Origin of the sequence: Herbaspirillum sp. SJZ107 (genome assembly GCF_006715485.1) — a bacterium.
Lineage (GTDB): Bacteria > Pseudomonadota > Gammaproteobacteria > Burkholderiales > Burkholderiaceae_D > Telluria.
Genome location: NZ_VFNH01000001.1, coordinates 762,265 through 787,252, shown reverse-complemented (window position 1 = coordinate 787,252; position 24,988 = coordinate 762,265). Strand labels below are relative to the sequence as shown.

Sequence of the window (24,988 nt, the reverse complement as noted above, 5' to 3'; positions counted from 1 at the left end):
ACGCATCTCCTTTTCTTGAAGGCATGCGCGAACGGTGCCGTGTTCTGGCGCACACCCGGCAGATGTTGAGGCACGCAACAGGCGCCGGTATTGCGCCAGCGCGAAGGCATCAAAAAAAGCGGGAAAGCACTGCGAAGAGTACTGTTAAGGGCTACCGATGGGCTATTTCCCTTACACCATTTCAGCGAATCCAATCCGATCCGTGGTGGCCGCGCGCGCATCGTCGACGCCCACCTTGTGCGTCGCCAGCAGCGCTTCCAGCACGCTGTTCATCGTATGGCAGCCGGGCGCATGGCCGGCATTCATGTGGCCGCGGATGGCGCCCAGGTCGCCCTGCTCGATCATGGCCGCCACCGTCGGGTTCAGGCTCAGGCACTCGGTGGCCAGGTGATACCGGTTGCCCTGCTTCGACGGCAGCAGCGCCTGGCACAGCACGCCGCGAAGCGCATGCGCCAGCGCCTGGCCCTGGGCGTCGGAATTGCCCAGCAGGCGCAGCATCTTTTGCAGGCCGAGCTCGGTCGAGCGCGCGTGCAGCGTGGCCAGCACCAGCGGGCCGGACTCGGCCAGGGCCAGCGCTTCCTGGGCGGTCTGGGCGTCGCGGATTTCACCGATCACGATCACGTCGGGCCGTTCGCGCAGGGCGTCCAGCGCACCGAGGTAATAGCTCTCGACGTCGCCGTCGAGGCCGACCTCGCGCTGGGTAATGATGCACTTGCGCTGCGGGATCAGGGTCTCGACTGGGTCTTCGATGGTGATGATGTGGCCCGAGCGCCGTTTGTTGATCTCGTCGAGCATCGACGCGATCGTGGTCGACTTGCCCTGGCAGGTGTCGCCGATGATCAGGACCAGGCCGCTGGTCAGGCGCGCGAATTCGAGTTCGTCGGCATGCAGGCCGAGCTCATGCAAGCCCAGCGGCTCCTTCGGGAAGCGCCGGATCACGCAGCCGAGGCGCTTCTTGCCCTGGAAGCTGAAGCAGTTGGCGCGGATGCGCGCCGTGTGCAGGTCGATCGAGCGGTCGAACGCGCGGTCGGCGATGCGCTCGGCCCAGTTCGGCTCGATGACGTCGAAGAATTCTTCCAGTTCCTCGCGGGTGATCGGCGAATCGGTCACCGCCACCAGCCCCTTCGGCTGGCGTAGCATCAAGGGACTGTTCTGGTGGATGATGACGTCGGAAAACACCAGCTTCGAATTCAGCAGATGCAGGATCTGCTCGACCAAGGTGCCGAACACCGGGTGGTCTTCGTTTTCGATGTACGACAGGGTGGGAATCTGCGAGGACTGGTGATATTCCATCATGCAAGGGCTGAAACAGGCGATGCATTAATTATAAAACCAGGGCCAATACAAAGTTCCACTTGGAAATATATTTTTTCGACGGCAGCGTGGCAAATTAACAACCGCCGATCGGCGCTTCAGTGCTCCCTGGCGCGGTTGCCGCATGGGTCCCCGCCTGCGCGGGGACGACATTCAGAAGGTGCCGGCGAAAACAGGCTTAACGCCGGTTGCGCAGCACATCCAGCTGTGCCCGCACATCCCTGAGCTCCGCCGCCAGGCTGTCGCGCGCGGTCGCTGCGCCGACCAGTTCCATCTCGGCCGCCAGGCGCGCATCGGACAGTGCCGCGGCGGCCGTCACGTTGCGTTCGATCTGGGCGCGCAGGTCGGCCAGCTGGGCGTCCTTGCCTTCGATCGCCAGCTGGTCCTTGGCCTTGCCGACCAGCGCATCCATCGCCACCTGCTTGGCGTTGCTCAGCTCGGCCGTCAGGCGCTCGATGGTTTCGTCACGGTCGGCCAGCTGGGCCAGCATCTCGTCGCGTTCGGCCGACGCCGCCGCCACCTGGCCGCTGAGTTCGGCGCGCGCGGCTTCCAGTTCGTCACCGGCGTCGATCAGGGATTGCATGTCGTCGCCGGCACGGGCCAGCGCTTCGCGGTCGGCGGCGCCGGCCTCGTGCGCGAACTGGCGCGCCCAGTCGGCCAGGCCCGCCAGTAGTGCCGGCGGCAGTTCCGCCGCAGGGGCTGCCGGGGCCGGCACATGCGCCGCGCGCCAGTCGGCCAGGTGCTTGTAGACGGTGCCCGCGGTCGCCTGCACGCCATCGGCATCGAGTGCCGCGCGCACCGCGTCGAGCGTCACCGCCTCGCCCGCGTCCTGCAGGCCGCTTGCCGCTGTTGCCACCTGGTCGAATGTCACTTCTTCGGCTGCCATGTCTGTTCTCTAATCCATCAAGGGTAAATCGGAAGGCTCGTATCATACTGGACGGCGTACCGTTCGCTCCAGCCGGCGGCACTCTGGTGTGGCAATTGCGCACTTCGTCGCAAAATCCGCGCATGCACCGGCCCGTTTGCCTAGGATGCAAACGTCCAGCCACTTTTCACGGAGATAACAAGATGAACACGACCCGCCCGAACAGCCGCCTGCTCGCCGCCGCCTGCGTCCTCGCCCTCGGTGCCGCCTTCGCCCTCCCCGCCACCCAGGCCCGCGACTGGGACTGGAGCAAGGGCGAACAGGTGCAGGGTAACGGCAACGTGCAGCGCCAGGCGCGCGAGCTGGGCGCCTTCAGCGGCGTCGCGCTGTCGCTGCCGGGCAAGGTCGAGATCCGCAGCGGCGGCCGCGAAGGCATCACGGTCGAGACCGACGCCAACCTGCTGCCGCTGATCGAGACCGTGGTCGAAGACGGCACGCTGAAAATCCGCGCCAAGGACCACATGATGCCGAAGACGCGCAACCTGAAGTTCATCGTCCAGGCGCGCGAGATCGAGCGCTTGTCGGTGTCCGGCTCCGGCGACATCGATGCCGACGCCGTGCGCGGCGAGCGCATGCAGATCGCCATCGGCGGTTCGGGCGACGTCAGGGTGCGCAAGGCCGAGGGCGCCGATCTGCGCGCCAACGTCAGCGGCAGCGGCGACCTGCGGGTCGACGAAGGCAGCGTGCGCAGCCTGTCGCTGTCGATCGCCGGCTCGGGCGACGTCGACCTGGCGCACGTGCGCAGCGACGACGCCAAGGTGAATATCGCCGGTTCGGGCGACGCCAAGGTGTGGACCCGCAACGACCTGAACGTGTCGGTTGCCGGCTCGGGCGACGTCGAGTACTACGGCGACCCGCGCGTGCGCAAGTCGGTCGCGGGCTCGGGCGGCGTGCGCCGCGCCGGCGGCGACCCGCGCTGATGCCTGAGCCGCTCGGTAGCGGCCCAGTGGCGGCTCAATGCGCGCTCAGTGGCCGCCTTGTGCGCTATAGGCCAGCGGCTTGACCGGCACCGTCAGGTTGACGCTGTCGCGCTTGCCGTCGGCGCCCTGCACCGTCAGGGTCATCGGCACCTGTTCGCCTTCCTTCAACTGGCGCTTCAGGTCGAGCAGCATGATGTGGTAGCCGCCGGACGCCAGGTTGACGGCCTGGCCGGCCGGCAGGTCGATGCCGTCGACCGCATGCATGCGCATGGTCTGGCCCTGCATCTCCATCTGGTGGATCTCGACGCGGCCGGCGGCCGGGGTGCTGGCCGCCAGCAGGCGCGCCGCCTTGGCGGCTTTCAGCTGCATGAAGGCGCCGGTGGCCTTCTGGGCCGGGACGGTGGCGCGGATCCACGGGTCGACGACGTTCACAGACGGCTGGACCTGGGATTGGGCCAAGGCGGCGGTGGACAGCAGGCCGGCGGCGGCCAGCAGGGCGATGCGTTTGAACATGGCGTTACCTGGTGAGTAATAGGAGCACGTCGATTATATCGCCGCTCAACGCGGCGCCGTCAGCGTCTCGCGCTCCACCTGCACGGTCTCGGTACCGTCGGTGATCCACACCTGCCCGTCCTGGATCGTGCACTGCAGCTGCATGTTGCGGCTGCACAGGCGCTCGAGGGCGGCGCTGGTCTCGGGCAGGATGTTGACGATGGTGATCTTCCTGGCGCGCTCGATCTTGCTGGCGAGCTGCTTGAACCAGATGTGGCTGGTGGCGCTGTAGCTGTACACGATCACCTGATTCGACTGGCCGCTGGCCTTCATCAGGCGCCGTTCGTCGGGCTGGCCGACTTCGATCCAGGTGTCGATGGCGCCGGTCAGGTCCTTCAGCCACAGGGCCGGTTCCTCGACGTCGAACAGGTCCTTGCCGAAGGTGAGCGCCGGGTCGGCGTGCAAGGCAAAGGCGAGCAGGCGGATCATCACGCGCTCGTCGGTTTCCGAAGGATGGCGCGCGATGGTGAGCGCGTGCTCCTGGTAATAGTTGCGGTCCATGTCCGCAATGTTCAGGTCTGCCTTGTAGATCGTTGCTTTCAGGGCCATCGGGGCGTTCTAACTTTCTTGTCGGTTCAAAGGCGCATCAGTTGAAGACGACGGTCTTGTCGCCGTTCAGCAGGATACGGTGTTCCACGAAGCACTTGACCGCACGCGCCAGCACGACGCTCTCGACGTCGCGTCCGATCGCCGTCAGCTCGTCCACGCTCATCGCGTGGTCGACCCGTTCGACGTCCTGCTCGATGATCGGGCCCTCGTCCAGGTCGCCGGTGACGAAGTGGGCGGTGGCGCCGATAAGCTTCACGCCACGCTTGTGGGCCTGGGCATACGGACGCGCTCCCTTGAAGCTGGGCAGGAAGGAATGGTGGATGTTGATTGCCCTTCCCTTCAGTGCCTGACACAGTTCCGGCGACAGGATCTGCATGTAGCGCGCCAGCACGACCAGGTCGATGCGGTGGGTGTCGAGCAGTTCGATCACGCGCGCTTCCTGTGCGCGCTTGGCCGATTCGCTGGCACCGGCCTCGAGCGGCAAGTGGTGGAAAGGGATATTGTAACTGGCCGCGAGCTGGTAGAACTCCATATGGTTGGAAACGATCGCCGGAATCTCCACCGGCAGCAGGCCGCTGCGGTAGCGGAACAGCAGGTCGTTCAGGCAGTGGCCGATCTTCGACACCATCAGCATCACACGCGGCTTGCGTGCGGTGTCGTGCAGCTCGCCCTTGGCATCCAGGTTCGCGCACAGGGCGTCGAAGCCGGCGCGCAGCGCGGCATCGCTCACGTTCGCGTCTTCCAGCGCGAAGTGCACGCGCATGAAGAACAGCTTCGATTCGGCGTCGCCGAACTGGTCGGAATCGATGATGTTGCAGCCGTGCTCGGCCAGAAAGCCCGAGACCCGCAGCACGATGCCGCGCTGGTCGAGGCAGGACAGGGTCAGGATATATTCAGGATACGCCATGAGAAGAGCCCGTGAGGGCAAGCAAAATGTCGGGCTGGACATTGTCGCACGTATTGCATATTAAGCACTTCCGGATCGTGACGCGCTCCCTGCCGTTTTTTGGTGCGCCGCGCCCCAAGCCAGCGGAACTATCGCATCCCCTGCCTCTCTAAACGCACGAGCGCATCCAGGACGCTCGGGTTTGATTGTTCACCGACAGGCACAAGGAGATCGATATGGCGACAAGCAAGGACGGCGGCAAGAGCGCTGCAGGCTCGGGCGGCAGCGAGCAGAAAAGCCAGCCTGCCAAGCGCGGTTTCGCAGCGATGGACCAGAACCAGCAGCGTCAAATCGCCAGCAAGGGTGGCCAGGCCGCCCACCAGAAGGGTACGGCGCACGAGTTCGACTCGGAAGAAGCGCGCCGCGCCGGCCAGAAAGGCGGGGAAGTGGTCAGCCGCAACCGCGCCCACATGGCCGACATCGGCCGCAAGGGCGGGGAAAGCCGGCAATCGGCCAACCGCGCCGCAGCGGCGGCCAAGCCCGGCAACCGCCAGGGCAGCAGCAAGGAGGAATAAGGCAAGCATCGACCAGCAACCCCGTTGTCCTTATCCATCATCCGCATCATCTTGATCATCTGAACCGGGATCGTCCGCGCCGCTCGTCACCGGGCGCGGTCTTCCCCTCGCATCCTGGCTACCGACAATCTTCCGCGCCACCTTGTGCTAGAGTGCGCTTTTACCCGCATTCTTCGTCCGTGTCCTCCCCCGCCCACCTGAAATACCTCGGCGCCTATCCCGAGCACCTGCTGGTCCAGGTCCGCCGCCTTATCGACGACGGCCGCCTGGCCGACCACCTGCGCCAGCGCTACCCGGACGCCCACGCCATCCGCACCGACAAGGCCTTGTACGGCTACGTGCAGGACCTGAAGGACGAATACCTGCGCAACGCCGATCCGGTGACCAAGGTCGAATACGACAGCAAGATCGCCATCGTGCAGCAGGCGCTCGGCCTGCACACGCAGATCTCGCGCGTCCAGGGCGGTAAATTGAAGGCCAAGCGCGAGATCCGCATCGGCACCGTGTTCCGCGACGCCCCGCCCGCATTCCTGCGCATGATCGCCGTACACGAGCTGGCGCACCTGAAGGAAAAGGAACACGACAAGGCCTTCTATAAACTGTGCTGCTGGATGGAGCCGGACTACCACCAGCTCGAATTCGACGTGCGCCTGTACCTCACCCAGCTCGAGCTGGGCGGGGACAGGCTGTGGGCTTAACGCTCTTTCCGGTGGGCCCAGGTATATAAAGCCGGCAGGATCAACAACGTCAGTGCCGTCGACGACAGGATGCCGCCGATCACCACCGTCGCCAGCGGCCGCTGCACCTCGGCCCCGGTGCTGGTCGCCAGCGCCATCGGCAGGAAGCCGAGCGAGGCCACCAGCGCCGTCATCAGCACCGCCCGCAGCCGCACCTGCGCCCCTTCGCGCATCGCCTGTTCCGGTCCCATGCCCTGCTCGCGCAGCGTGCGCACGAACGAGATCATCACCAGGCCGTTCAGCACCGCCACCCCGGACAGCGCGATGAAGCCGATCGCCGCCGAGATCGACAGCGGCAGGCCGCGCAGCCACAGCGCCAGCACGCCGCCGCTCATCGCGAACGGGATGCCGCTGAAGACCAGCAGGCCGTCCTTGACGCTGTTGAACATCAAATACAGCAGCGCGAACACCAGCGCCAGTGCCGCCGGGATCACCAGTGCCAGGCGCCGGCTGGCGGCCTGCAGGTTCTCGAACTGGCCGCCCAGGCCCAGCCAGGTGCCCGGCGGCAGCTTCACCTGCGCCAGCCGCGCCTGCACCTCGCCGACGAAGGAACCGAGGTCGCGCCCGCGCACGTTGGCGCTGACGACGATGCGGCGCTTGCCGTTTTCGCGGCTGATCTGGTTTGCCTCCGGCACGAAATCCAGGGTGGCAATCTCGGACAGCGGGATGCTGGCGGCGGGACGCCCCTCCACCGCCGGCAGCGCGACCGGCATGCGGCGCAGGACGTCGATGTCGTTGCGCTGCCCTTCGCCGAGCCGGATCGTGAGCGCGAAGCGGCGGTCGCCCTCGAACACGGTGCCGGCATCGCGGCCGCCGACCAGCGCACCGAAAGTCTCCTGGACGTCGGCCACGTTCAGGCCGTAGCGCGCGGCCCTGGCGCGGTCTACCCTGAGCGTCAGCGCCGGCAAGCCTTCGACCTGCTCGACCTTGACCTCGGCAGCGCCCGGCACGCCTTTCAATACCCGCGCCACCTGCTGCACGGTGGCCGCCATCGCCGCCGGATCGTCGCCGAACACCTTGACGGCGACATCGCTGCGCACGCCGGAAATCAGTTCGTTGAAGCGCAGCTGGATCGGCTGCGAGAACTCGTAGTTGTTGCCCGGGATGCGCCCCGCCGCTTCCGTGATGGCGGCGACCAGCTCGGCATGGGTCTTGCGCGGCGCCGGCCAGTCGCGCTCGGGACGCAGGATGATGTAGCTGTCGGCGGCGTTCGGCGGCATCGGGTCGGTCGCCACCTCGGCAGTGCCGATGCGCGCGAACATGCGCTCGATTTCCGGGAACTGCTGCAGCAGCGCGCTTTCCAGGTGCTGCTGCATCGCCACCGACTGCTGCAGGCCGGTGCCCGGAATGCGCATGGTCAGCACGGCGAGATCGCCCTCGTCCAGGTTGGGGGCGAACTCGGTGCCCAGGCGCGTCGCCAGCATCCCGGACAGCAGCACGGCCAGCACGGCGAAAACCAGCGCCACCGGGCGGTTGCCCAGCACCCGGTCCAGCAGCGGCAGGTAGAGGCGGCGCGCGCCGTGCACCAGCCGGTTCTCGTGCTCGGCCACTTTCCCGGACACGCACAGCGCCACCGCCGCCGGCACGAAGGTCACCGACAGCAGCATCGCCGCCGCCAGCGCCATCACCACCGTGATCGCCATCGGGTGGAACATCCGCCCCTCGACCCCGGACAGGGCGAAGATCGGCAGGTAGACGGTAATGATGATCAGCTGGCCGAACAGCAGCGGGCGGCGCGCCTCTGCAGCCGCCGCGGCGACTTCCGCGAAGCGTTCTTGCTGCGTCAGCAGGCGCCCATGCCGGGCCTGGGCCGCGCCCAGGCGCCGGATACAGTTCTCGACGATCACCACGGCGCCGTCGACGATGATGCCGAAGTCGAGCGCGCCCAGGCTCATCAGGTTGGCGCTGACCCCGGCCTGCACCATGCCCGTGAACACCATCAGCATCGACAGCGGGATCACCAGCGCCGTCACCAGCGCCGCGCGCAGGTTGCCCAGAAAAAGGAACAGGATGGCGATCACCAGCACCGCCCCTTCCAGCAGGTTGCCGCGCACGGTGGCGATGGCCTTGTTGACCAGCACCGAGCGGTCGTACACCGGCAGCGCCTGCACCCCGGCCGGCAGCGAGCGGTTCACCTGCGCCAGTTTGACACGCGCGCTTTCGGCCACGGCGCGGCTGTTCTCGCCGATCAGCATGAACACCGCGCCCAGCACCACTTCGCGCCCGTTCTCGGTGGCGGCCCCGGTACGCAGCGCGCGTCCCGGCTCGACCGCGGCGACGTCGCGCACCCGCAGCGGCATGCCGTCGGCCAGCGCCAGCACGATGTCGCGGATCTGGTCGAGCGACTGCACCTGGCCCGGCGCGCGCACCACGAACTGTTCGCCGCCGCGCTCGATGTAGCCGGCGCCGGCGTTGGTGTTGTTGCGCTCGAGGGCGTCGTGCAGCGCGCCCAGCGACAGGCCGTGCGCCGCCAGCTTGTCCATGTCGGGCGCCACCTGGTATTCCTTGAGGTGGCCGCCGATGGTGTTCACCTCGGTCACGCCGGGCACGCCGCGCAGCTGGGGCGCGACGATCCAGTCCTGGATCTCGCGCAGGTCGGCCGGCGTGTACGGCTTGCCGTCCGGCTTGCGCGCGCCCTCCTTCGCTTCCACGGTCCAGTAGAAGATCTCGCCCAGGCCGGTGGCGGTCGGTCCCAGCCCGGGTTCGACGCCCTCCGGCAGGCCCGCGCGCGCTTCCTGCAGTCGCTCGTTCACCAGCTGGCGCGCGAAATAGATGTCGGTGCCGTCCTTGAACACCACGGTCACCTGGGACAGCCCGTACTTCGACAGCGAGCGCGTGCTCTCCAGCCGCGGCAGGCCATTCATCACGCTCTCGATCGGGAAGGTGATGCGCTGCTCGGCTTCGAGCGGCGAGTAGCCGGGGGCGGCGGTGTTGATCTGCACCTGCACGTTGGTGATGTCGGGCACGGCGTCGATCGGCAGGCGTCCGTAGCTGTAGACGCCGAGGCCGCCCAGGCAGGCGACGGCGAACAGCACCAGCCAGCGCCGGGCGATGGCAAATTCGATGAGTTTCTGGAACATGGTCGCTCGCTCAATCCTCGTGTTCGGCTTCGCCCTTGCCGAGATCGGCCTTGAGCAGGAAGCTGCCGGCGGTGGCATACGGCGTGCCGGCCGCCAGGCCGCTGACGATCTCGGTGCGCTTGCCGTCCATGCGCCCCAGGGTGACGGCCTGGGCGCGGAAACCGCCCGCGCTGCGCACGAACACCACCGGACGCTCGTGGACGGTCTGGATGGCATCGCTGGCCACCGTCACCGCCACGGTCGAGGCCGGCCCCAGCAGGTCGACGCTGGCCAGCATGCCGGGCCGCAGCGCACCCCGGGGGTTCGCCAGCACGATGCGCGCCGTGGCCATGCGCGAGGCTTCGCCCAGAACCGGCCCGACCAGGTCGACCTTGCCCTCGATCGGCTGCGGCCGGGCGCCGATGCTGACCTGGGCCGCCATGCCGGTGCCGACCTGGCCCAGGCTGCCCGCCGGAACCGCCGCTTCGACCCACACCTGCGACAAATCGGCAATCGTCAACAGCGGCTTGCTGTCGTCGACCGCCTGGCCGGCCACCGCCGGCTTGTCGACCACCACGCCGTCCAGCGGTGCGCGCACCGTCAGCGCACTCGATATGCCGACACTGAGGCCGCCGCCGCCGCCGATGGCGAGCGCATCGAGCCGCTGGCGCGCCGCCTGCACGGCGATCCCGGCTTCCTTCAGCGCGGCGTCGGCGGCGTCGAGGTCCTGGCGCGCCGAGATGCGCTGTTCCCACAGGCTTTTCTCGCGCTCGTAGGTCGTGCGTGCCAAGGCCTGGCGCTGGCGCGCGGCGGCGAGTTCGGCGCGCCACTGCGCCACCGCCGGGCTGCGGATCACGGCCAGCGCCTGGCCCTTGCGCACCGCGCTGCCGACCGATACCGCCACCGATTGCACGATGCCCTGGGCCGGCGCCGCCAGCGCCACGGTACGCTCGCCATTCGCCGCGATGCGGGCCGGCAGGTGCAGGCGTTCGCCGATCAGCGCCGGGCGCGCGCTGTCGATGGCGATGCCGTTGGCCTTGACCTGGGCGTCGCTCATCGCGACCACGTTGTCGCCGGCGGCGGCCGGCGGGCCGCCCTCCGCCGGGTGGCGGTCGTCGTGGCCGTGGGAATCCTGGTGGGCGTCGTGGCCGGCGCCGGCGGGTACTGCGGGCTGGCGCCACAGCATCAGGGCGGCCAGCACGGCGGCGACCGCGCACATCAGCGCGATCGTCCATTTCTGTTTACTTGTCATGTTCGTTCTCATTCGGATGGGGCGTCGGCGCCGGCCAGGCGCTCGATGTCGGCATAGGCGCGCCAGGCCGCCAGCAGCGCGCCGGCGCGGCGCACGCGCGCCTGAAACCAGGTGCGCTGGGCGTCGAGGACGTCGAGAAAGCCGAACTTGCCGGCTTCAAAGCCGCGCAGGGTCAGTGTCCAGGCGCTGTAGGCGTGCGGGATGGCGTCGCGCTGCAGCAGCGTGGCTTCTTCGCGGGCGGCGGCGTAGCGGGTCCAGGCGGCGTCGAGGTCGGCGCCGGCCGCGCGCTCGGCGGCGGCCAGCTCGTCGCGCGCCTTGTCGGTGCGGCGCAGCGCCGCGGCCAGGCGGCCTTCGTTGCGGTCGAACAGCGGCAGCGGCACCGATATGCCGAACACGGCCTGCCTGCGTCCGGGCGTGCGCAGTTCGGGCGCATCCTCGCGTTGGCTGCCCAGCGTGATAGTCAGGTCGGGGATGCGGGCCGCGCGCTCGACCCCGGCCTGCGCTTCCTGCGCCGCCAGCCGGCTGCGGGCGCGCGCCACGGCGCCGCTGCCGGCCACGCGTGCCTGCAGAGCCGGCCGCGGCGGCGGTTCGGGCAGCGCATCGGCGGCGCCGTCCAGTGCGATGGACGGGGGCGCGGCGCCGACCAGTGCGCCCAGCCGGGCGCGGGCGACGTCCAGTTCGGCGCGGGTGCGGGTCAGCTCGGTGGCGGCATCGACCGCGCCGAGGCGGGCCCGGGTCTCGTCGATCGGCGACACCTTGCCGGTCGCGACCCGCCTGGCGGCCACGTCGACGCTGCGCTGCGCCAGTCCGGCCAGCTCCCGGGCCAGCGCATGGCTGTCCTGCGCCACCAGCACCGTGTACCAGGCGGCGATGACGTCGGCGCGGATGGCGCGCCGGCGCAGCGCCAGTTCGCCCCGCGCGAGGTCGGCCTCGCTGCGCGCCAGCGCGATGCGGGCCTGGCGCTTGCCGCCCAGCTCGATCGGCTGGCTGATCTGCACGGTGGTGCTGCGGGTGCCGGCCTGCTGGCCTTCGCGCAGCCAGGAAAGTGCCGGGTTCGGGTAGTTGCCGGCCTGGCCGGCGGCAGCGTCGCTGGCCGCCACCTCATGGGCGGCGGCGCGCACGGCAGGCTGCTCGAGGGCGCGCCGGATCGCATCCGCCAGGGTCAGCGGCGCAGCAACGGCTACAGTGGGTGCAGGCTGTGCGGCGACGCCGCCTGCAACAAGAAATGCGAAAAGAAATGCGGCAGGCATGCGCGCCGGCCGCATGGATCGTGGGTCCATGGTCTGCTCCTGATAACGATGACGTTCAGGCGCGCAGGCGGGCGCGGGCCTCGCGGCTCGCGGAAAAAGGGAAAACCTGCGCGCTACTCAGCGGCGGCAGGCCATTTGGGACGTTCGGGACGCGCTGCGGGCAGCGAGTCGCGCAAGGACGGAACGACTGCGACGGCCGGCCCATGATGCGGCCGGGCCGGGATGACGCCGGCCTCGGACGGCAGCGTCAGGATGTGGCCGAACATGCAGGCCGGACAATGCGGATCGGCCATCGAGGGGCCGTCGTCATCGGCCAGGAACACCGGTTCGGGCGCGGCAGCCCTGCCGTCGTCCTGCATCGTCACCGTCGGCGCCACGTGGTGGGTCACGCCGGCCGCAGTCGTCACGCAGCACTTGTCCGCCATCGCCAGGGCGACCTGGAATGGATAGACCAGCAGCAGGAGAATGAGGACCCAGCGGCGCATCGGCATGGTTGGTGGTTGACCTGACGTGATTGAATGCTTTCGCAATGATACCTTCAATCGGCGCCGCAGGGCATTTTCGTGGCGCTCATCCGCTGCGGCCCCATCCCGACACGACGATCGCCATTGCCGCACAGGGCCACCGCCGCCCCCGCCCACATAGTTACCTATACGCAACAATATTTTACAAATTGCATAAGAGTCAGCGGAAATCCATCGACTTTCCAGGAGGCTACGTTTACAGTCAACGGTCGCGCACACTCGTGCGCCCGGCCTGCCTTGTCCCAGCAGGCCGCCAATGCGCACTCCGTTCCGGCCATCCGTGAATCATGCTGGCCGCGAAGAGGCAGGGCCTATGTAGAAACCAGCACATGCAGCAACCGTTCCGTCGTCACTTCCTGACCTTTACCGGGCTCGCGCTCGGCCTGATGACCGGCGGCGGCGCCCATGCCGAGGATGGCGCGGGCGCGGCCTCCAGTGTCTCCCCGTCCTTGTCTGTCTCCGGCTTCGGCACGGTCGGCCTGGTCCATGCCAGCGAACGCCACGCCGACTTCACGTCGTCGGTGCTGAAGAAGCACGGCGCCGGCGCCACCCGGCGCTGGAGCGCGGACGTCGACACCCGCCTCGGCCTGCAGCTCGACCTGGCGCTGAGCAAGCGCTGGTCGGCGGTGCTGCAGGTAGTCAGCGAACAGGACCTGGACAACAGCTACCGCCCGCGCGTGGAATGGGCCAACATCAAATACCAGGCGACCCCGGAACTGGCGCTGCGCGTGGGCCGCATGGCGCTGCCGATGTTCCTGGCGGCCGAATACCGCAAGGTCGGCTACATCTATCCGTGGGTACGCCCGCCGGTGGAAGCCTACGGCTCGATGCCGTTCACGAGCGGCGACGGCGCCGACGTCAACTATCGCTGGAGCCTGGGGCCGCTGCGCAACGTGTCGCAGGTGTTCTACGGTTACGCCGACGTCGGCCTGGGCAAGCCGCGGCGCGCCTATGGCCGGCACATTACCGGCCTGGCCAATACCAGCGACTGGGGCGCGCTCAGCGTGCGCGCCAGCGTGATCGACACCGAAGCCACGACCGACATCGGCATCGCGCTGTTCGACGCCTTCGACGCCTTCGGCCCGGCCGGCGCCGCCCTCACGCGTGCCTACGCGATCGACCACAAGCGCTACAGCGTCGCCAGCCTCGGCGTCAACTACGATCCCGGCCGCTGGTTCGCGATGGCCGAAGCCAGCCGCTCGATCACCCATTCGCTGCTGGGCGCGACCCGCAGCGTGTATGCCAGCGCCGGCTGGCGCCAGGGCAGCTTCACGCCCTACCTCACCTGGGCGCGCGTGCACGCCACCAGCGCGACGAATGACCCCGGCCTGCCGCTGGCCGGTTTGCCGCCGGCGCTGGCCGCCCGCGGCGCGGCCCTGAACCAGATCCTCAACGGGATACTGGCCACGATCCCCGAGCAGACCTCGAGCAGCGCCGGCGTGCGCTGGGACCTGGGCACCAACATGGCGCTCAAGCTGCAGTACGACCGCGTCACGCCGCACCGCGGTTCGCGCGGCACCCTGATCAACCAGACGCCCGGCTTCGTGTCCGGCCGCACGACGCATGTCGCCAGCGTCGCTCTCGACTTCGTGTACTGACATGGGCCGCGTCAAGCTATTCCGTCACACCGCCGCCGCGTTCCTGCTGTCGGCCCTGCTGTTCGGTCCGACGGCGTCCGCCGCGGCCGCCGAACTGGTGGTGATCGTGTCCGCCAAGAGTCCGCTGACGGCGCTGCGCGCCGACCAGGTGGCGGCGATCTTCCTCGGCCAGAGCGCACGCTTCCCGGACGGCACCGAAGCGGCGCCGCTCGACCAGCGCCTCGGCGCCCCGCTGCGCGACGAGTTCTACCTGCGCGTCACCAACAAGACCCCGGCTCTGCTCAAGGCCTGGTGGTCGAAGATGGTGTTCACCGGGCGTGGCCAGCCGCCGGCCGAAGCCGCCGACAGCGCCGCGGTGCGGCGCCGCGTGGCCGACAATCCGGATACGATCGGCTACATCGACCGCACCGCGCTCGATCCGAGCGTACGCACCGTCCTGGTGGTCCAATGATGCGTGCCCGTTCCTGGTTCGGGCGCCTGCTCGAGACCCATTTCGTGCTGCCGCTGTTCGCCCTGTTGCCGCTGGCCGCGATCTGGATCTCGACCTTCCACTTCATCGACGCCGAACGCAGCACTGCGGCCAACACCGCGCGCGACGCCTTGCACGAACTGGTCGAGACCTACGAAGCCCAGGTGGCGCGCAACCTGAACGCGATCGACCAGACCCTGAAGGTGATCAAGTTCGCGGTGCAGGTGGACGGTCCCGCCGGGGCGCTGCCGGCCCTGCGCCGCCAGGGCCTGCTGCCGCCCGGCCTGGTGTTCGCGGTGGCGATCGCCGACCGCGACGGCCGCATCGTCGCCAGTAATCCGGACCGGCCGCTGCACGACGTCGCGCACGAGCCCTGGTTCACCGTGCACCGCGACGGCGGCGCCCAGCCCTTCGTCAGCCGCACCGGGGGCACGCCGGAAGAACCGCACCTGCGTTTCACGCGCCGCATCGAGGCTGCCGGCGGCGGCTTCGGCGGCATCGCCGTCGTCGACGTCGACCCGGCCTATTTCACCAGCGCCTACGAACGCTCGCGCGAGGGCGAGCACGGCCTGCTGGCGCTGGTCGGCAGCGACGGCGTCACGCGCGCGCAGCGCGTCGGCGAACGCCTGTCCTGGGGGCAGACGATCGACGTCGACGCCATGGAGAAAGATGCCAGCGGCGCCGAGGTGACGGTGCCCGACGGCGTGGCGCGCTGGCTCGGCGTGCGCCGCCTGCACGGCTTCCCGCTGGCGGCGGTGGTCGGCCTGTCCAGGGCCGAGCAGATGGCCGAATTCGAGCAGCGCCGCGCCAACTACCTGGCGGCGGCGCTGGCCGGCAGCCTGCTGCTGGTGGCGCTGACCGGCCTGGTCAGCGCCTGGTCGTGGCAGCTGGCCAAGGCGCGCCGGCGCGAACGGCGCGCCCACGAGACCTATGCGGCCGCATCCGAGGCCAGCCTGGACGCGATCTTCGTGCTGCGCTGCGTCTACGGCGCGGGCGGCGCCGTGAGCGACTTCACGGTCGAGGAAACCAACCGCCCGGGCGAGGAGCTCACGGGCTACGCCAGGGATGCGATGCACGGCTGCCCGCTCTCGGTGATGATGCCGTCCTATATGGAAAACGGCATCTTCGACGAGCTGGCGCGCGTGGCCGTGCACGGCGGCGTGGCCGAGGGCGAATGGCAGGCGGTGACGCCGCCGGCCACCGGCCGCTGGCTGCAGCGCCAGGTGGTGCAGGTCGAGAACGGCGTGGTGGCCACGGTGCGCGACATCACCGAGCGCAAGCTGACCGAAGACCGGATCCGCCACCTGGCCCACCACGACGAGCTGACCGGCCTACCCAACCGCACCCTGATCCGCGACCGCCTGGAAGGGGCGATGCGCAAGGCGCGCGAGGAAGGCGGCTGCCTGGCACTGGCCTTCGTCGACCTGGACGGCTTCAAGCTGGTCAACGACGGCCTCGGCCACAACGCCGGCGATGCGCTGCTGCAGGCGATCGCGGCGCGCATGCAGGGCTGCCTGCGCGGCGGCGACACGCTGGGCCGCCTGGGCGGCGACGAGTTCGTGATCCTGCTGCCGGACGTGAGCGACAGTGCGCAGGCCCTGAATCCGCTGCTGGAAAGTATCCGCGACGCGGTCGGCGCGCCGGTGCTGGTCGACGGCCAGGCGGTGCAGGTCGGCTGCAGCATGGGGGTGGTGATGTACCCGCGCGACGGCGACGACCCGAAGACCCTGATGATGAATGCCGATGCCGCGATGTACCGCGCCAAGGACCTGGGCAAGCACAACTTCCAGTTCTATACGCGCGAAATGAACGCCAGCCTCGAGGAAAAGCTGGTGCTGATGGAAGGCCTGCGCCAGGCGCTCGACGCCACGCTGGCGGCCGAGGCCGCGGGCCAGGAGACCCCGGACGGCAACGGCTTCCACCTGCTGTACCAGCCCAAGATCGACCTGCGCAGCGGCCGCCTGTTCGGGGTCGAGGCGCTGATCCGCTGGCACCATCCGGAGCACGGCCTCGTGTCGCCGGCGCGCTTCATCGGCCTGGCCGAGGAGTCGGGCCTGATCGTCGCCATCGGCGAATGGGTCCTGCGAACCGCCTGTAGCCAGGCCCAGCAGTGGCGCCGGGCCGGGCTTGAACCCCTCACCGTGTCGGTCAACGTCTCGGCGCGCCAGTTCGAGGAAAAGCACCTGGTCGGACGCGTCGCCGCAGCGCTGCAGGCATCCGGCCTGCCGCCCGGCGCGCTCGAACTGGAAGTCACCGAGAGCCTGCTGATGCGCGACCTGAACGGCGCCCTCGGCCGCATGGAGGAACTCAAGGCGATGGGCGTGTCGCTGTCGATCGACGACTTCGGCACCGGCTATTCGAGCCTGTCGGCGCTGAAGTCCTTCCCGATCAGCACCCTGAAGATCGACAAGTCCTTCGTACGCGACCTCGCCGACAGTCCGGACGACCAGGCGATCGCGCTGGCCGTGATCTCGCTCGGCCACCGCCTCGACCTGCGGGTGATCGCCGAAGGCGTCGAGACCGAGGAACAGCGCGACTTCCTGCGCGCCCACGAGTGCGACGAAATGCAGGGTTACCTGTTCAGTCCGCCGGTGCCGGCACAGCGCATCGCCGCGCTGCTGCATGACCAGCCGGAGGCCCTGCCCAGGCCAAGCCCCCCGCCCGCAAAACTGGTAGCATGAACGGCATGCGCCCCACGACAGCGACCCGCTTCACGATTGCGCGCCTGCTGTTCGGGGCGGATCCCAAGCTGCACCGGATGCTGCAGTACTGGGCGGCGACGGCCGTGCTGTATGGCTTCTTCCTTTTCCTGTTCTACAACCAGGGTATCGCCGCCGCATCGCAGGCGGTCGATGCGCTGGCCGTGTACACCGGCTGCGGCATCGCCGCCTTCTACCTGCTGGTGCGCGCCAGCCGCGTGCTCGGCCTGAAGCCCACCACGCTGGCCGCGGCGCAGGGCCTGTTCGGCATCGGTTGCAACATGTGGGCGTATTCGATCGCCGGCCCGCTGCGCGGCGCCACGCTGATGGGCCTGATGGTGGTGGTGGTGTTCTGCACCTTCGCGCTGCGCCCGCGCCAGACCCTGGCGCTGGCCTTCGCCGGCCTGTCGGGCATGGGCGCCACCATGTGGTGGCACCAGGCCCACGACCCGCTGCATTATCCGCCGGCGGTGGAAGGCGTGACCTTCGCGATCATGGCGGCCTGCTCGCTGGCGGTGACTTTCCTCACCGGCGAAATGACCAAGCTGCGCGCACGCCTGACGCGCCAGCGCGAGGAACTGGCGGCGGCGCTCGACACCATCCGCACGCTGGCCACCGTCGACGAACTGACTGCGCTGGCCAACCGCCGCCACATGAACGAGGTGCTGGCGGCCGAGGAACGCCGCCAGTCTGCCGCAGGCGCCGGCAGCACCTGCATCGCCCTGCTCGACATCGACCACTTCAAGCAGATCAACGACCGCCACGGCCATGCCGCCGGCGACGCCGTGCTGCGCAGCTTCGCGGCCGCGCTGCGCGCCGGCCTGCGCGACGGCGACCTGGTGGCGCGCTGGGGCGGCGAAGAATTCCTGCTGATGCTGCCCGACACCGGCATCGAGCAGGCGCAGGCGCTGCTGGAGCGCCTGCGTGCCGGCGTCGCGGCGCTGGCCGTGCCCGGCCTGGACGGGCTGCGCATCGCCTTTTCCGGCGGCATCGGCTTGCGCAGCGGCGGCGAGCCGTTCACGGATACGATCAACCGCGCGGACAAGGCGCTGTACCGGGCCAAGTCGTCGGGGCGCGACCGCGTGCTGGTTGGGTGAACTACGGGCTGAATTACCGGCTGAATTGCCGGCTCAGTTGGCCGGCGCCGGGCGCTGCATCAGGCGCTGCACCAGCGCATCCGGGCTGGCGTCCAGCGTCAGCAGCTCGGCGTGGGCCGGGCGCACGAAGCCCTGCCCCACCATGTGCTCGACGAAGGTCGCCAGGCCGTCATAGAAGCCGGCGACGTTCAGCAGGCCGATCGGCTTGGCGTGGATGCCGAGCTGGGCCCAGGTCACCATTTCGAACAGTTCTTCCAGCGTGCCCATCCCGCCTGGCATGGCGATGAAGCCGTCGGCCAGATCCGACATCATGGCCTTGCGCTCGTGCATGTCCTTGACCACGAACAGGCGCGTCAACCCGGCGTGGCCGACTTCGCGCTCGACCAGCGCCTTCGGAATGACGCCGGTGGCTTCGCCGCCGAGGCGCAGCACTTCGTCGGCGATCACGCCCATCAGGCCGACCTTGCCGCCGCCGTAGACCAGCGCGATATTGTGTTCGACCAGTACCCGCGCCAGGCTGCGCGCGGCGTCGGCATAGACAGGATCGGCGCCGGGAGAGGCGCCGCAGTAGACGGCGATGGATTTCATGGAGTCTTTCTAGTTGGGCGTGGCGGCGTCGGCCTGGGTGGCTTCCGGCGGCAGCTTCTTGAGGTAATCGTCGGACAGGCGCTGGAACAGCGCGCGGGTCTCGCCGCGCAGGTAGGGGCCGACCATCGACAGCACCTGGTAGCAGCCGCGCGCCAGGGCATCGGCGATCGCCTGCTGCTCGCTGTATTTTCTCGGGTTGCGCACGTATTCGTAGGAGAGCCAATAGGTCGCCACCACCACCATGTTGGTGGCCATGGCGCCGATCTCGGCGTCGCCGGCTTCCAGCGAACCTTCGCTGCGCAGGTCTTCGCACAGCTGGCGCGCGACCTTGATCTTGTGGGCCAGGATCGCCTTGAACTGCAGTTCCAGCTTGCGGTTGCGCGACAGCAGGTCGTTCAGGTCGCGGTAGAAGAAGCGGTAGCGCCAGATCAGCTCGAACATGTGGTGCAGGTAGAACCAGACGTCCTGCATGTTCGAGCGGCGCCCGGCCGGCACGGTCAGGATGCGCTCGATCTCGGCCTCGAACTGGGCAAAGATCGAATTGACGATGTCGTCCTTGTTACGGAAGTGGTAATACAGGTTTCCCGGCGAGATGTTCATCTCTTCGGCGATCACGGTGGTCGTGATGTTCGGCTCGCCGAACTCGTTGAACAGCCGCAGCGACAGCTCGAGGATGCGTTCGCGCGTTCGGCGTGGGGCTTTTTGTTGCATGGAAGGCGGCATGGTTGGATTCAGTCGCAAGCATATCATTGCACGCGCAACCGGGCCACCGCGACATTCAGTGCACTCAACTCGCGCATGACCTCGGCCAGCACGCGCCGGTTGCTGCCCAGCGCCACATGGCCGACGCCGCCGAATGCGACGTGGCGCGCCCCCGGCAGCACGCTGGACAGCTGCGGGGCGACGATGTTGTCGTGGTGGCTGTAGAGCGAAGTGAGCAGCGCGCGCGTGGCCGGGCCTTCGCCGGCGCCGAGGCGCTGCAGCCAGGCCGAGGCGCCGTGTGCCCGCGACCAGCGCATCTGCCTGGCGTTGGCGCCGGGACCGAAGCCGGCCAGCGCGGTGCCGTGGTGCGGCGTGCCGAGCGTGATGACGCGCGCCACCCGCGCCGTGCCGCAGGCGCGCATCCAGGCGCGCGCCACCAGCCCGCCCATGCTGTGGCCGACGATGGCCAGCTGGCGTTGGCCGCTGGCAGCGCACAATTGCTCGACCGCCCGCTCGACCTGGCCCGCGTAGGCGTCGATGTCGCCGCCGATCGGCGCCAGGTCGACCGTGGCGTGGCTGATGCGTTCTGCATCCAGCAGCGGCAGCAGGCGTGCCCAGTAGCCGCTGTTGCAGCCGTAGCCGTGCACCAGCAGCACGGGCACCTTGACGCTGTCCGCATGGATGCGCATGCCGGCCACGGCGCGCGGCATGCGCCACGAGGTCGTCAGCATGCTGGCGCAGAACTCTTCGGCCAGCAGGCGCAGGCGCGCTACCGGACCGAGCCGGAATGCGGCCGGGGTCGGACTGGCAAACCAGGCCGCCAGCAAGAAATTGTTCATGTTAATCAGCAGACGCACTGCCACCACCGCCCCGATCGCGGCGACGGCGGCCCATCCGGTCGGGAAACCGCCCCAGCGCTGCAGGCTCCAGCCGATTCCCAGCGCCGCTGCAGCCTGCACCAGCAGCAAGGTCCGGGTCATCCAGCGCACGCTCATCGGCATCTCCTGACGTTGTGCTCCGACCCCGGATCAGGGTTCGCGCCGTCCCTGCATGTGGCGGGCGATGCCGCGCAGGATGTTGACTTCTTCGGTTTCGAGGCCGGTACGGGCGAACAGGCGCTTCAGGCGCGGCATCAGCTTTTTCGGGTTGGCGGGATCGAGGAAGCCGATCGCCACCAGCGCTTCTTCGAGGTGGGCGTACATGCCTTCGACCTGGGCCAGGCTGGCCGCTTCGCCGTGGAAGCCGACGCCGGTCTGGGTGCGATTCTCGCCTTGTGCCGCCAGGCGGCATTCGTAGGCCAGCACCTGGGCCGCCTGCGACAGGTTGAGCGACGAATACGCCGGATTCGCCGGGATGTTGATCAGCACGTTGCAGCCTTCGACGATCTCGTTCGGCAAGCCGAAGCGCTCGTTGCCGAGGATCAGCGCCGGGCGCAGTTCGGTCCCGTCGGCGACATGGCTGGAAAAATCGCGCGGCGACCACACCGGCGGCGAGAACTCACGCAGGCGCGCCGACACCGCCGCCGCGAAATTGCATCCTTCCAGGGCCTCGGCCACGCTGCCGACGATACGCGCCCCTTCCAGCACGTCGATGGCGCCGCTGGCGAAGGCGACCGCTTCCGCATCCTGCAACGGGTCGGCGCAGCGCGGCGTCACCAGCACCAGGTCGGAAAAGCCCATGGTCTTCATGGCGCGCGCCACCGAGCCGACGTTGCCCGCGCGGCTGGTTTCCACCAGCACGAAGCGCAGGCGTCGGAAAAGAGATGTGTCAGTTTCGGTCGGGTTCATTTAAAATAGCGCTATCGCGCGGTGACGAGCAGTTGAAATCGGGCCAGGGTCTTGTCGATCCGGCTCGCGATTTTAACGGTTTCGGCACCGCTTTGCTCTTTGTCATTCTCATCGTTCGTTACGTTTGCTGCGCCTTTGTGTGCGGCGGGCGTCAGCATTTTTCACGGAAGCCCTATGCACCCCATGCTCAACACGGCCGTCAAGGCCGCCCGCCGCGCCGCCACCGTCATCAACCGCGCTTCGTTTGACCTCGATCGCATCACGATCAGCGAAAAAAACCATAACGATTTCGTCACCGATATCGACCAGGCATCGGAACAGGCGATCGTGGAAACCCTGCTGAAGGCCTACCCCGACCACGCCATCCTCGGCGAAGAATCGGGCGCGTCCGGCAACCTGAACGACGAGAGCGAATACGTCTGGATCATCGATCCGATCGACGGCACCACCAACTTCATCCACGGCTACCCGAACTTCTGCATCTCGATCGCGCTGCAGCAGCGCGGCGTGATCACCAATGCCGTGGTCTACGACCCGGTCCGCAACGACCTGTTCACCGCCACCAAGGGCGCCGGCGCCTACCTCAACGAAAAGCGCATCCGCGTGCGCAATCCGGACCGCATCAACAAGGCCCTGATCGGTTCCGGCCACGGCGCCGACCCGCGCGCGCTAGCCGAGTACCTGCGCATGTACGAAGTGGTCGCCTCGCGCTGCCACGGCGTGCGCTCGAGCGGTTCGGCCGCGCTGGAACTGGCCAACGTGGCCGCCGGCCGCCTCGACGGCTTCTACGAAAAGGGCCTGAAGATCTGGGACATCGCCGCCGGTTCGCTGCTGGTGACCGAGGCGGGCGGCATCGTCGGCGAGTTCAGCGGCGAATCCGAATACCTGAACAAGGGCGACGTCATCGCCGCCGGCCCGAAGGTGTTCGCCAACATGGTGGCCCTGCTGAAACCGTTCGCCTGAAAACGCACATCCGGTCTTTCGCGTAAAATAGAGTCTGTGTAAGTCTGGATTATCCGGTGGCGGTCTGCACGCGCTGATGCGTGCGTGACCGCTGCCCAGCCCCGTCGCTTCCGGCCCCCATGAGGTGCCGCGCCTCCCGCTTCCACCGGCCCTGCCCTGATCGGCACGGGCTGCGCTAAATTTCCATAGCGAAACATTTTTAAAATATAATGCTACGTGGCTTCGTTGAGCCGCGTCTCGGCGTCCCGGCACCAGTACCGGCCGCCCTGCTTGTGTAATCCGATCGGCTGGACTGGCGTCCAGGTCAACAACGGGCGACGCGCCGATCCCTACCAGAAAACTATGTCATTCAATACTCTCGGTCTTACCGACGCCATCGTGCGTGCCGTCACTGAAGCAGGCTATACCGCGCCGACGCCGATCCAGGCCCAGGCCATCCCCGCCGTCATCAAGGGCGGCGACCTGCTCGCCGGCGCACAGACCGGCACCGGCAAGACCGCCGGCTTCACGCTGCCCGTGCTGCACCGCCTGTCGACCGACAAGGTGGGCGCGGCCCTGACCAATAAAACCAGCAAGCGCGCGATCCGCGCGCTGGTACTGGCCCCGACCCGCGAACTGGCGGCCCAGGTCGAGGAAAACATCCGCACCTACGCCAAGTACACCAACCTGAACTCGGCCGTGATCTTCGGCGGCGTCGGCATCCACCCGCAGATCAAGCTGCTGGCGAACGGCGTCGACATCCTGGTCGCCACCCCGGGCCGCCTGCTCGACCACGTCGGCCAGGGCACCGTCAAGCTCGACAAGGTCGAGATCCTGGTGCTGGACGAAGCCGACCGCATGCTCGACATGGGCTTCATCCACGACATCAAGAAAGTGCTGGCGGTGCTGCCGCCGAAGCGCCAGAACCTGCTGTTCTCGGCCACCTTCTCGGACGAGATCAAGGCCCTGGCCGACAAGCTGCTGGACAACCCGGCACTGATCGAAGTGGCCCGCCGCAACTCGACCGTGGAAGTGATCGCCCAGACCATCCACCCGGTCGACCGCGACAAGAAGCACCCGATGCTGGCGCACCTGATCAAGACCAACGACTGGAAGCAGGTGCTGGTGTTCACCCGCACCAAGCACGGCGCCAACAAGCTGGTCGAACAGCTCGCCAAGGACGGCATCGGCGCGATGGCGATCCACGGCAACAAGAGCCAGTCGGCGCGCACCAAGGCGCTGGCCGAGTTCAAGGACGGCAGCCTGACGGCGCTGATCGCCACCGACATCGCGGCGCGCGGCATCGACATCGACCAGTTGCCGCACGTGGTCAACTATGACCTGCCGAACGTGCCGGAAGACTACGTCCACCGCATCGGCCGTACCGGCCGCGCCGGCGCCACCGGCGAAGCCGTGTCGCTGGTCTGCGTCGACGAGCACCAGATGCTCAAGGACATCGAAAAGCTGATCAAGCAGACCCTGCCGCGTGAAGTGATCCCGGGCTTCGAGCCGGATCCGACCGCCAAGGCACAGCCGATCCAGCTGCGCAGCGGCGCGCCCGGCCACACCGGCCGTGGCGGCCGTCCGGGCGGCAACGGCGGCGGCCGTGCACATGGCGGCGGTAACGGTGCGGGCAACGGCGGCGGCAAGCCGCGTAGCGCGGCCGGCACCCCGTCGGGCGGGCGCAGCGGCAGCCCGGCCGGCAACGGCGGCGGCGGCCGTGGCGGCCAGCCTGGCAACCGTGGCGGTAATGGCGGCGGCGGCAATGGCGGCCGTCCGCAGAACCGCGGTCCGCGTCCGGCGTCGGCACGTTCGGGTAGCGGCGAGCGTTGATTTTCTGGCGTGGCGATAAGCGCTGACAGACAGCGTTTATCGTAGTCAGCCCAAGCACGTCGTCCCCGCGCAGGCGGGGACCCAAGTTCTGCAAGCACTGACGATATGCGTGCAACTTGGGTCCCGGCCTTCGCAGGGACGACTTTTTTATTGGTCGGTGCTTATACCGCCGGTGCATTTCAACCGCCGCCACACAGCAATATATTTGATCACTCAAGTACTTGTATATAATTAAAACCATACCTATACTTGACAGATCAAGTACCAATCCACAAAAGGAGCCTGCCATGTCCAGCGACACCATGACCACCGAATTCTGCCTGCGCCTCTCGCGCGCCTGGGCCACCCTGTCGCGCCGCCTCGACAGCGCGCTCGGCAGCCACCACGGCATCAGCTTTTCCGACTACCAGCTGCTGCTGCAACTGCACCGCGCCCCCGGCGGGCGCCTGCGCCGGGTCGACCTGGCCGACAAGCTGGGGCTGACCGCCTCCGGTGTCACCCGCTCGTTGCTGCCGCTGGAAAAGATCGGCCTGGTCACGCGCCAGAGCGATCCGCGCGACGCCCGCGTCGGCTATGCGCTGATCACGCCGACCGGCAGCGAACTGGTGATCAATGCGACCGTCGTGGTCGACAACGTCAGCCGCAATGCCCTCGGCGGTCCGGGGCGCGACCAGATCGAGGCGGCCTCGTCGCTGATGGCCCAGCTGGCCGGCGTGTCGCAGTAATAACG

General features: G+C 68.2%; 24 protein-coding genes. 10 read left to right on the top strand and 14 right to left on the bottom strand.

Features of this window, described 5'->3' with window-relative positions; genetic code table 11:
• Positions 1-171: 171 nt before the first annotated feature.
• Entirely contained in the window at positions 172-1,293 is a 1,122-nt protein-coding gene (locus FBX97_RS03535; protein WP_141830838.1) for a type IV pilus twitching motility protein PilT, read from the bottom strand.
• 199 nt (positions 1,294-1,492) lie between these two features.
• Positions 1,493-2,200: a DNA-binding protein gene (locus FBX97_RS03530; RefSeq protein ID WP_141828845.1), complete on the bottom strand. Its 708-nt coding sequence runs from the start codon at positions 2,198-2,200 to the stop codon at positions 1,493-1,495.
• 182 nt (positions 2,201-2,382) lie between these two features.
• On the opposite strand from FBX97_RS03530, the gene FBX97_RS03525 reads away from it, so the two are divergent.
• Positions 2,383-3,159, top strand: coding sequence for a head GIN domain-containing protein (locus FBX97_RS03525; RefSeq protein WP_185748455.1), 777 nt, complete (start codon positions 2,383-2,385; stop codon positions 3,157-3,159).
• A gap of 45 nt (positions 3,160-3,204) precedes the next feature.
• Here FBX97_RS03525 and FBX97_RS03520 read toward each other — a convergent pair whose 3' ends face one another.
• Genes FBX97_RS03520 through purU form a run of 3 tightly spaced genes read right to left on the bottom strand, consistent with a single transcriptional unit; the run spans position 3,205 to position 5,167 of the window.
• Positions 3,205-3,672: a copper chaperone PCu(A)C gene (locus FBX97_RS03520; protein ID WP_141828843.1), complete on the bottom strand. Its 468-nt coding sequence runs from the start codon at positions 3,670-3,672 to the stop codon at positions 3,205-3,207.
• A gap of 45 nt (positions 3,673-3,717) precedes the next feature.
• On the bottom strand, positions 3,718-4,260 hold the full coding sequence (locus tag FBX97_RS03515; RefSeq protein ID WP_141828842.1) for a YaeQ family protein: 543 nt from the start codon (positions 4,258-4,260) through the stop codon (positions 3,718-3,720).
• Positions 4,261-4,297: 37 nt separating this feature from the next.
• Positions 4,298-5,167, bottom strand: coding sequence for a formyltetrahydrofolate deformylase (purU, locus tag FBX97_RS03510; RefSeq protein WP_141828841.1), 870 nt, complete (start codon positions 5,165-5,167; stop codon positions 4,298-4,300).
• A 215-nt stretch (positions 5,168-5,382) separates the two neighbouring features.
• On the opposite strand from purU, the gene FBX97_RS03505 reads away from it, so the two are divergent.
• Positions 5,383-5,721 carry a KGG domain-containing protein gene (locus FBX97_RS03505; RefSeq protein WP_141828840.1) on the top strand — a complete coding sequence of 113 codons (339 nt, stop codon included), beginning with the start codon at positions 5,383-5,385 and terminating at the stop codon, positions 5,719-5,721.
• A 179-nt stretch (positions 5,722-5,900) separates the two neighbouring features.
• On the top strand, positions 5,901-6,419 hold the full coding sequence (locus FBX97_RS03500) for a YgjP-like metallopeptidase domain-containing protein (protein WP_141828839.1): 519 nt from the start codon (positions 5,901-5,903) through the stop codon (positions 6,417-6,419).
• Here FBX97_RS03500 and FBX97_RS03495 read toward each other — a convergent pair.
• The 4 genes from FBX97_RS03495 to FBX97_RS03480 form a co-directional block, all read right to left on the bottom strand.
• Entirely contained in the window at positions 6,416-9,538 is a 3,123-nt protein-coding gene (locus tag FBX97_RS03495; RefSeq protein WP_141828838.1) for an efflux RND transporter permease subunit, read from the bottom strand. The two genes, FBX97_RS03500 and FBX97_RS03495, sit on opposite strands and share 4 nt — an antisense overlap.
• Before the next feature lie 10 nt (positions 9,539-9,548).
• Entirely contained in the window at positions 9,549-10,769 is a 1,221-nt protein-coding gene (locus FBX97_RS03490) for an efflux RND transporter periplasmic adaptor subunit (protein ID WP_141828837.1), read from the bottom strand.
• Between the two features lie 8 nt (positions 10,770-10,777).
• The gene (locus FBX97_RS03485) at positions 10,778-12,049 is read right to left on the bottom strand and encodes a TolC family protein (RefSeq protein WP_141828836.1); all 1,272 of its coding nucleotides are present in this window, start codon (positions 12,047-12,049) and stop codon (positions 10,778-10,780) included.
• Positions 12,050-12,132: 83 nt separating this feature from the next.
• Positions 12,133-12,510: a hypothetical protein gene (locus FBX97_RS03480; protein WP_141828835.1), complete on the bottom strand. Its 378-nt coding sequence runs from the start codon at positions 12,508-12,510 to the stop codon at positions 12,133-12,135.
• A 362-nt stretch (positions 12,511-12,872) separates the two neighbouring features.
• Between FBX97_RS03480 and FBX97_RS03475 the strand changes: the two genes are divergently transcribed.
• From FBX97_RS03475 to FBX97_RS03460, 4 genes are read left to right on the top strand one after another with little or no spacing between them, the layout of a single operon-like run.
• Positions 12,873-14,141, top strand: a complete 1,269-nt coding sequence (locus FBX97_RS03475; RefSeq protein ID WP_141828834.1) for a hypothetical protein — start codon at positions 12,873-12,875, stop codon at positions 14,139-14,141.
• Position 14,142: 1 nt separating this feature from the next.
• A complete protein-coding gene (locus FBX97_RS03470; protein WP_255517275.1) occupies positions 14,143-14,592 on the top strand; it encodes a phosphate ABC transporter substrate-binding protein in 450 nt (149 codons plus the stop codon).
• On the top strand, positions 14,589-17,291 hold the full coding sequence (locus FBX97_RS03465) for an EAL domain-containing protein (RefSeq protein WP_141828833.1): 2,703 nt from the start codon (positions 14,589-14,591) through the stop codon (positions 17,289-17,291). The genes FBX97_RS03470 and FBX97_RS03465 overlap by 4 nt, the downstream gene beginning before the upstream one ends.
• Before the next feature lie 5 nt (positions 17,292-17,296).
• On the top strand, positions 17,297-18,406 hold the full coding sequence (locus FBX97_RS03460) for a diguanylate cyclase (RefSeq protein ID WP_141828832.1): 1,110 nt from the start codon (positions 17,297-17,299) through the stop codon (positions 18,404-18,406).
• Positions 18,407-18,439: 33 nt separating this feature from the next.
• Here the strand turns inward: FBX97_RS03460 and FBX97_RS03455 are convergent, their stop codons facing one another.
• The 5 genes from FBX97_RS03455 to FBX97_RS29465 are packed head-to-tail and all read right to left on the bottom strand — an operon-like array spanning position 18,440 to position 21,641.
• Positions 18,440-18,994 (bottom strand): TIGR00730 family Rossman fold protein, encoded by a 555-nt coding sequence (locus FBX97_RS03455; protein ID WP_141828831.1) that lies wholly within the window; start codon positions 18,992-18,994, stop codon positions 18,440-18,442.
• A 9-nt stretch (positions 18,995-19,003) separates the two neighbouring features.
• Entirely contained in the window at positions 19,004-19,705 is a 702-nt protein-coding gene (locus FBX97_RS03450) for a TetR/AcrR family transcriptional regulator (protein WP_141828830.1), read from the bottom strand.
• A gap of 35 nt (positions 19,706-19,740) precedes the next feature.
• Positions 19,741-20,691, bottom strand: coding sequence for an alpha/beta fold hydrolase (locus FBX97_RS03445; RefSeq protein WP_141828829.1), 951 nt, complete (start codon positions 20,689-20,691; stop codon positions 19,741-19,743).
• 33 nt (positions 20,692-20,724) lie between these two features.
• Positions 20,725-21,483, bottom strand: a complete 759-nt coding sequence (locus FBX97_RS03440; protein WP_141828828.1) for an RNA methyltransferase — start codon at positions 21,481-21,483, stop codon at positions 20,725-20,727.
• Between the two features lie 11 nt (positions 21,484-21,494).
• The gene (locus FBX97_RS29465; protein ID WP_185748454.1) at positions 21,495-21,641 is read right to left on the bottom strand and encodes a hypothetical protein; all 147 of its coding nucleotides are present in this window, start codon (positions 21,639-21,641) and stop codon (positions 21,495-21,497) included.
• 25 nt (positions 21,642-21,666) lie between these two features.
• Here FBX97_RS29465 and FBX97_RS03435 point away from each other — a divergent pair, with 25 nt between their 5' ends.
• The 3 genes from FBX97_RS03435 to FBX97_RS03425 all read left to right on the top strand — a co-directional run bounded on the left by FBX97_RS03435 (position 21,667) and on the right by FBX97_RS03425 (position 24,983).
• Positions 21,667-22,446 carry an inositol monophosphatase family protein gene (locus tag FBX97_RS03435; protein ID WP_141830834.1) on the top strand — a complete coding sequence of 260 codons (780 nt, stop codon included), beginning with the start codon at positions 21,667-21,669 and terminating at the stop codon, positions 22,444-22,446.
• A gap of 342 nt (positions 22,447-22,788) precedes the next feature.
• Positions 22,789-24,258 (top strand): DEAD/DEAH box helicase, encoded by a 1,470-nt coding sequence (locus tag FBX97_RS03430; RefSeq protein WP_141828827.1) that lies wholly within the window; start codon positions 22,789-22,791, stop codon positions 24,256-24,258.
• 287 nt (positions 24,259-24,545) lie between these two features.
• Positions 24,546-24,983 (top strand): MarR family winged helix-turn-helix transcriptional regulator, encoded by a 438-nt coding sequence (locus FBX97_RS03425; protein WP_185748453.1) that lies wholly within the window; start codon positions 24,546-24,548, stop codon positions 24,981-24,983.
• Positions 24,984-24,988: the final 5 nt, after the last annotated feature.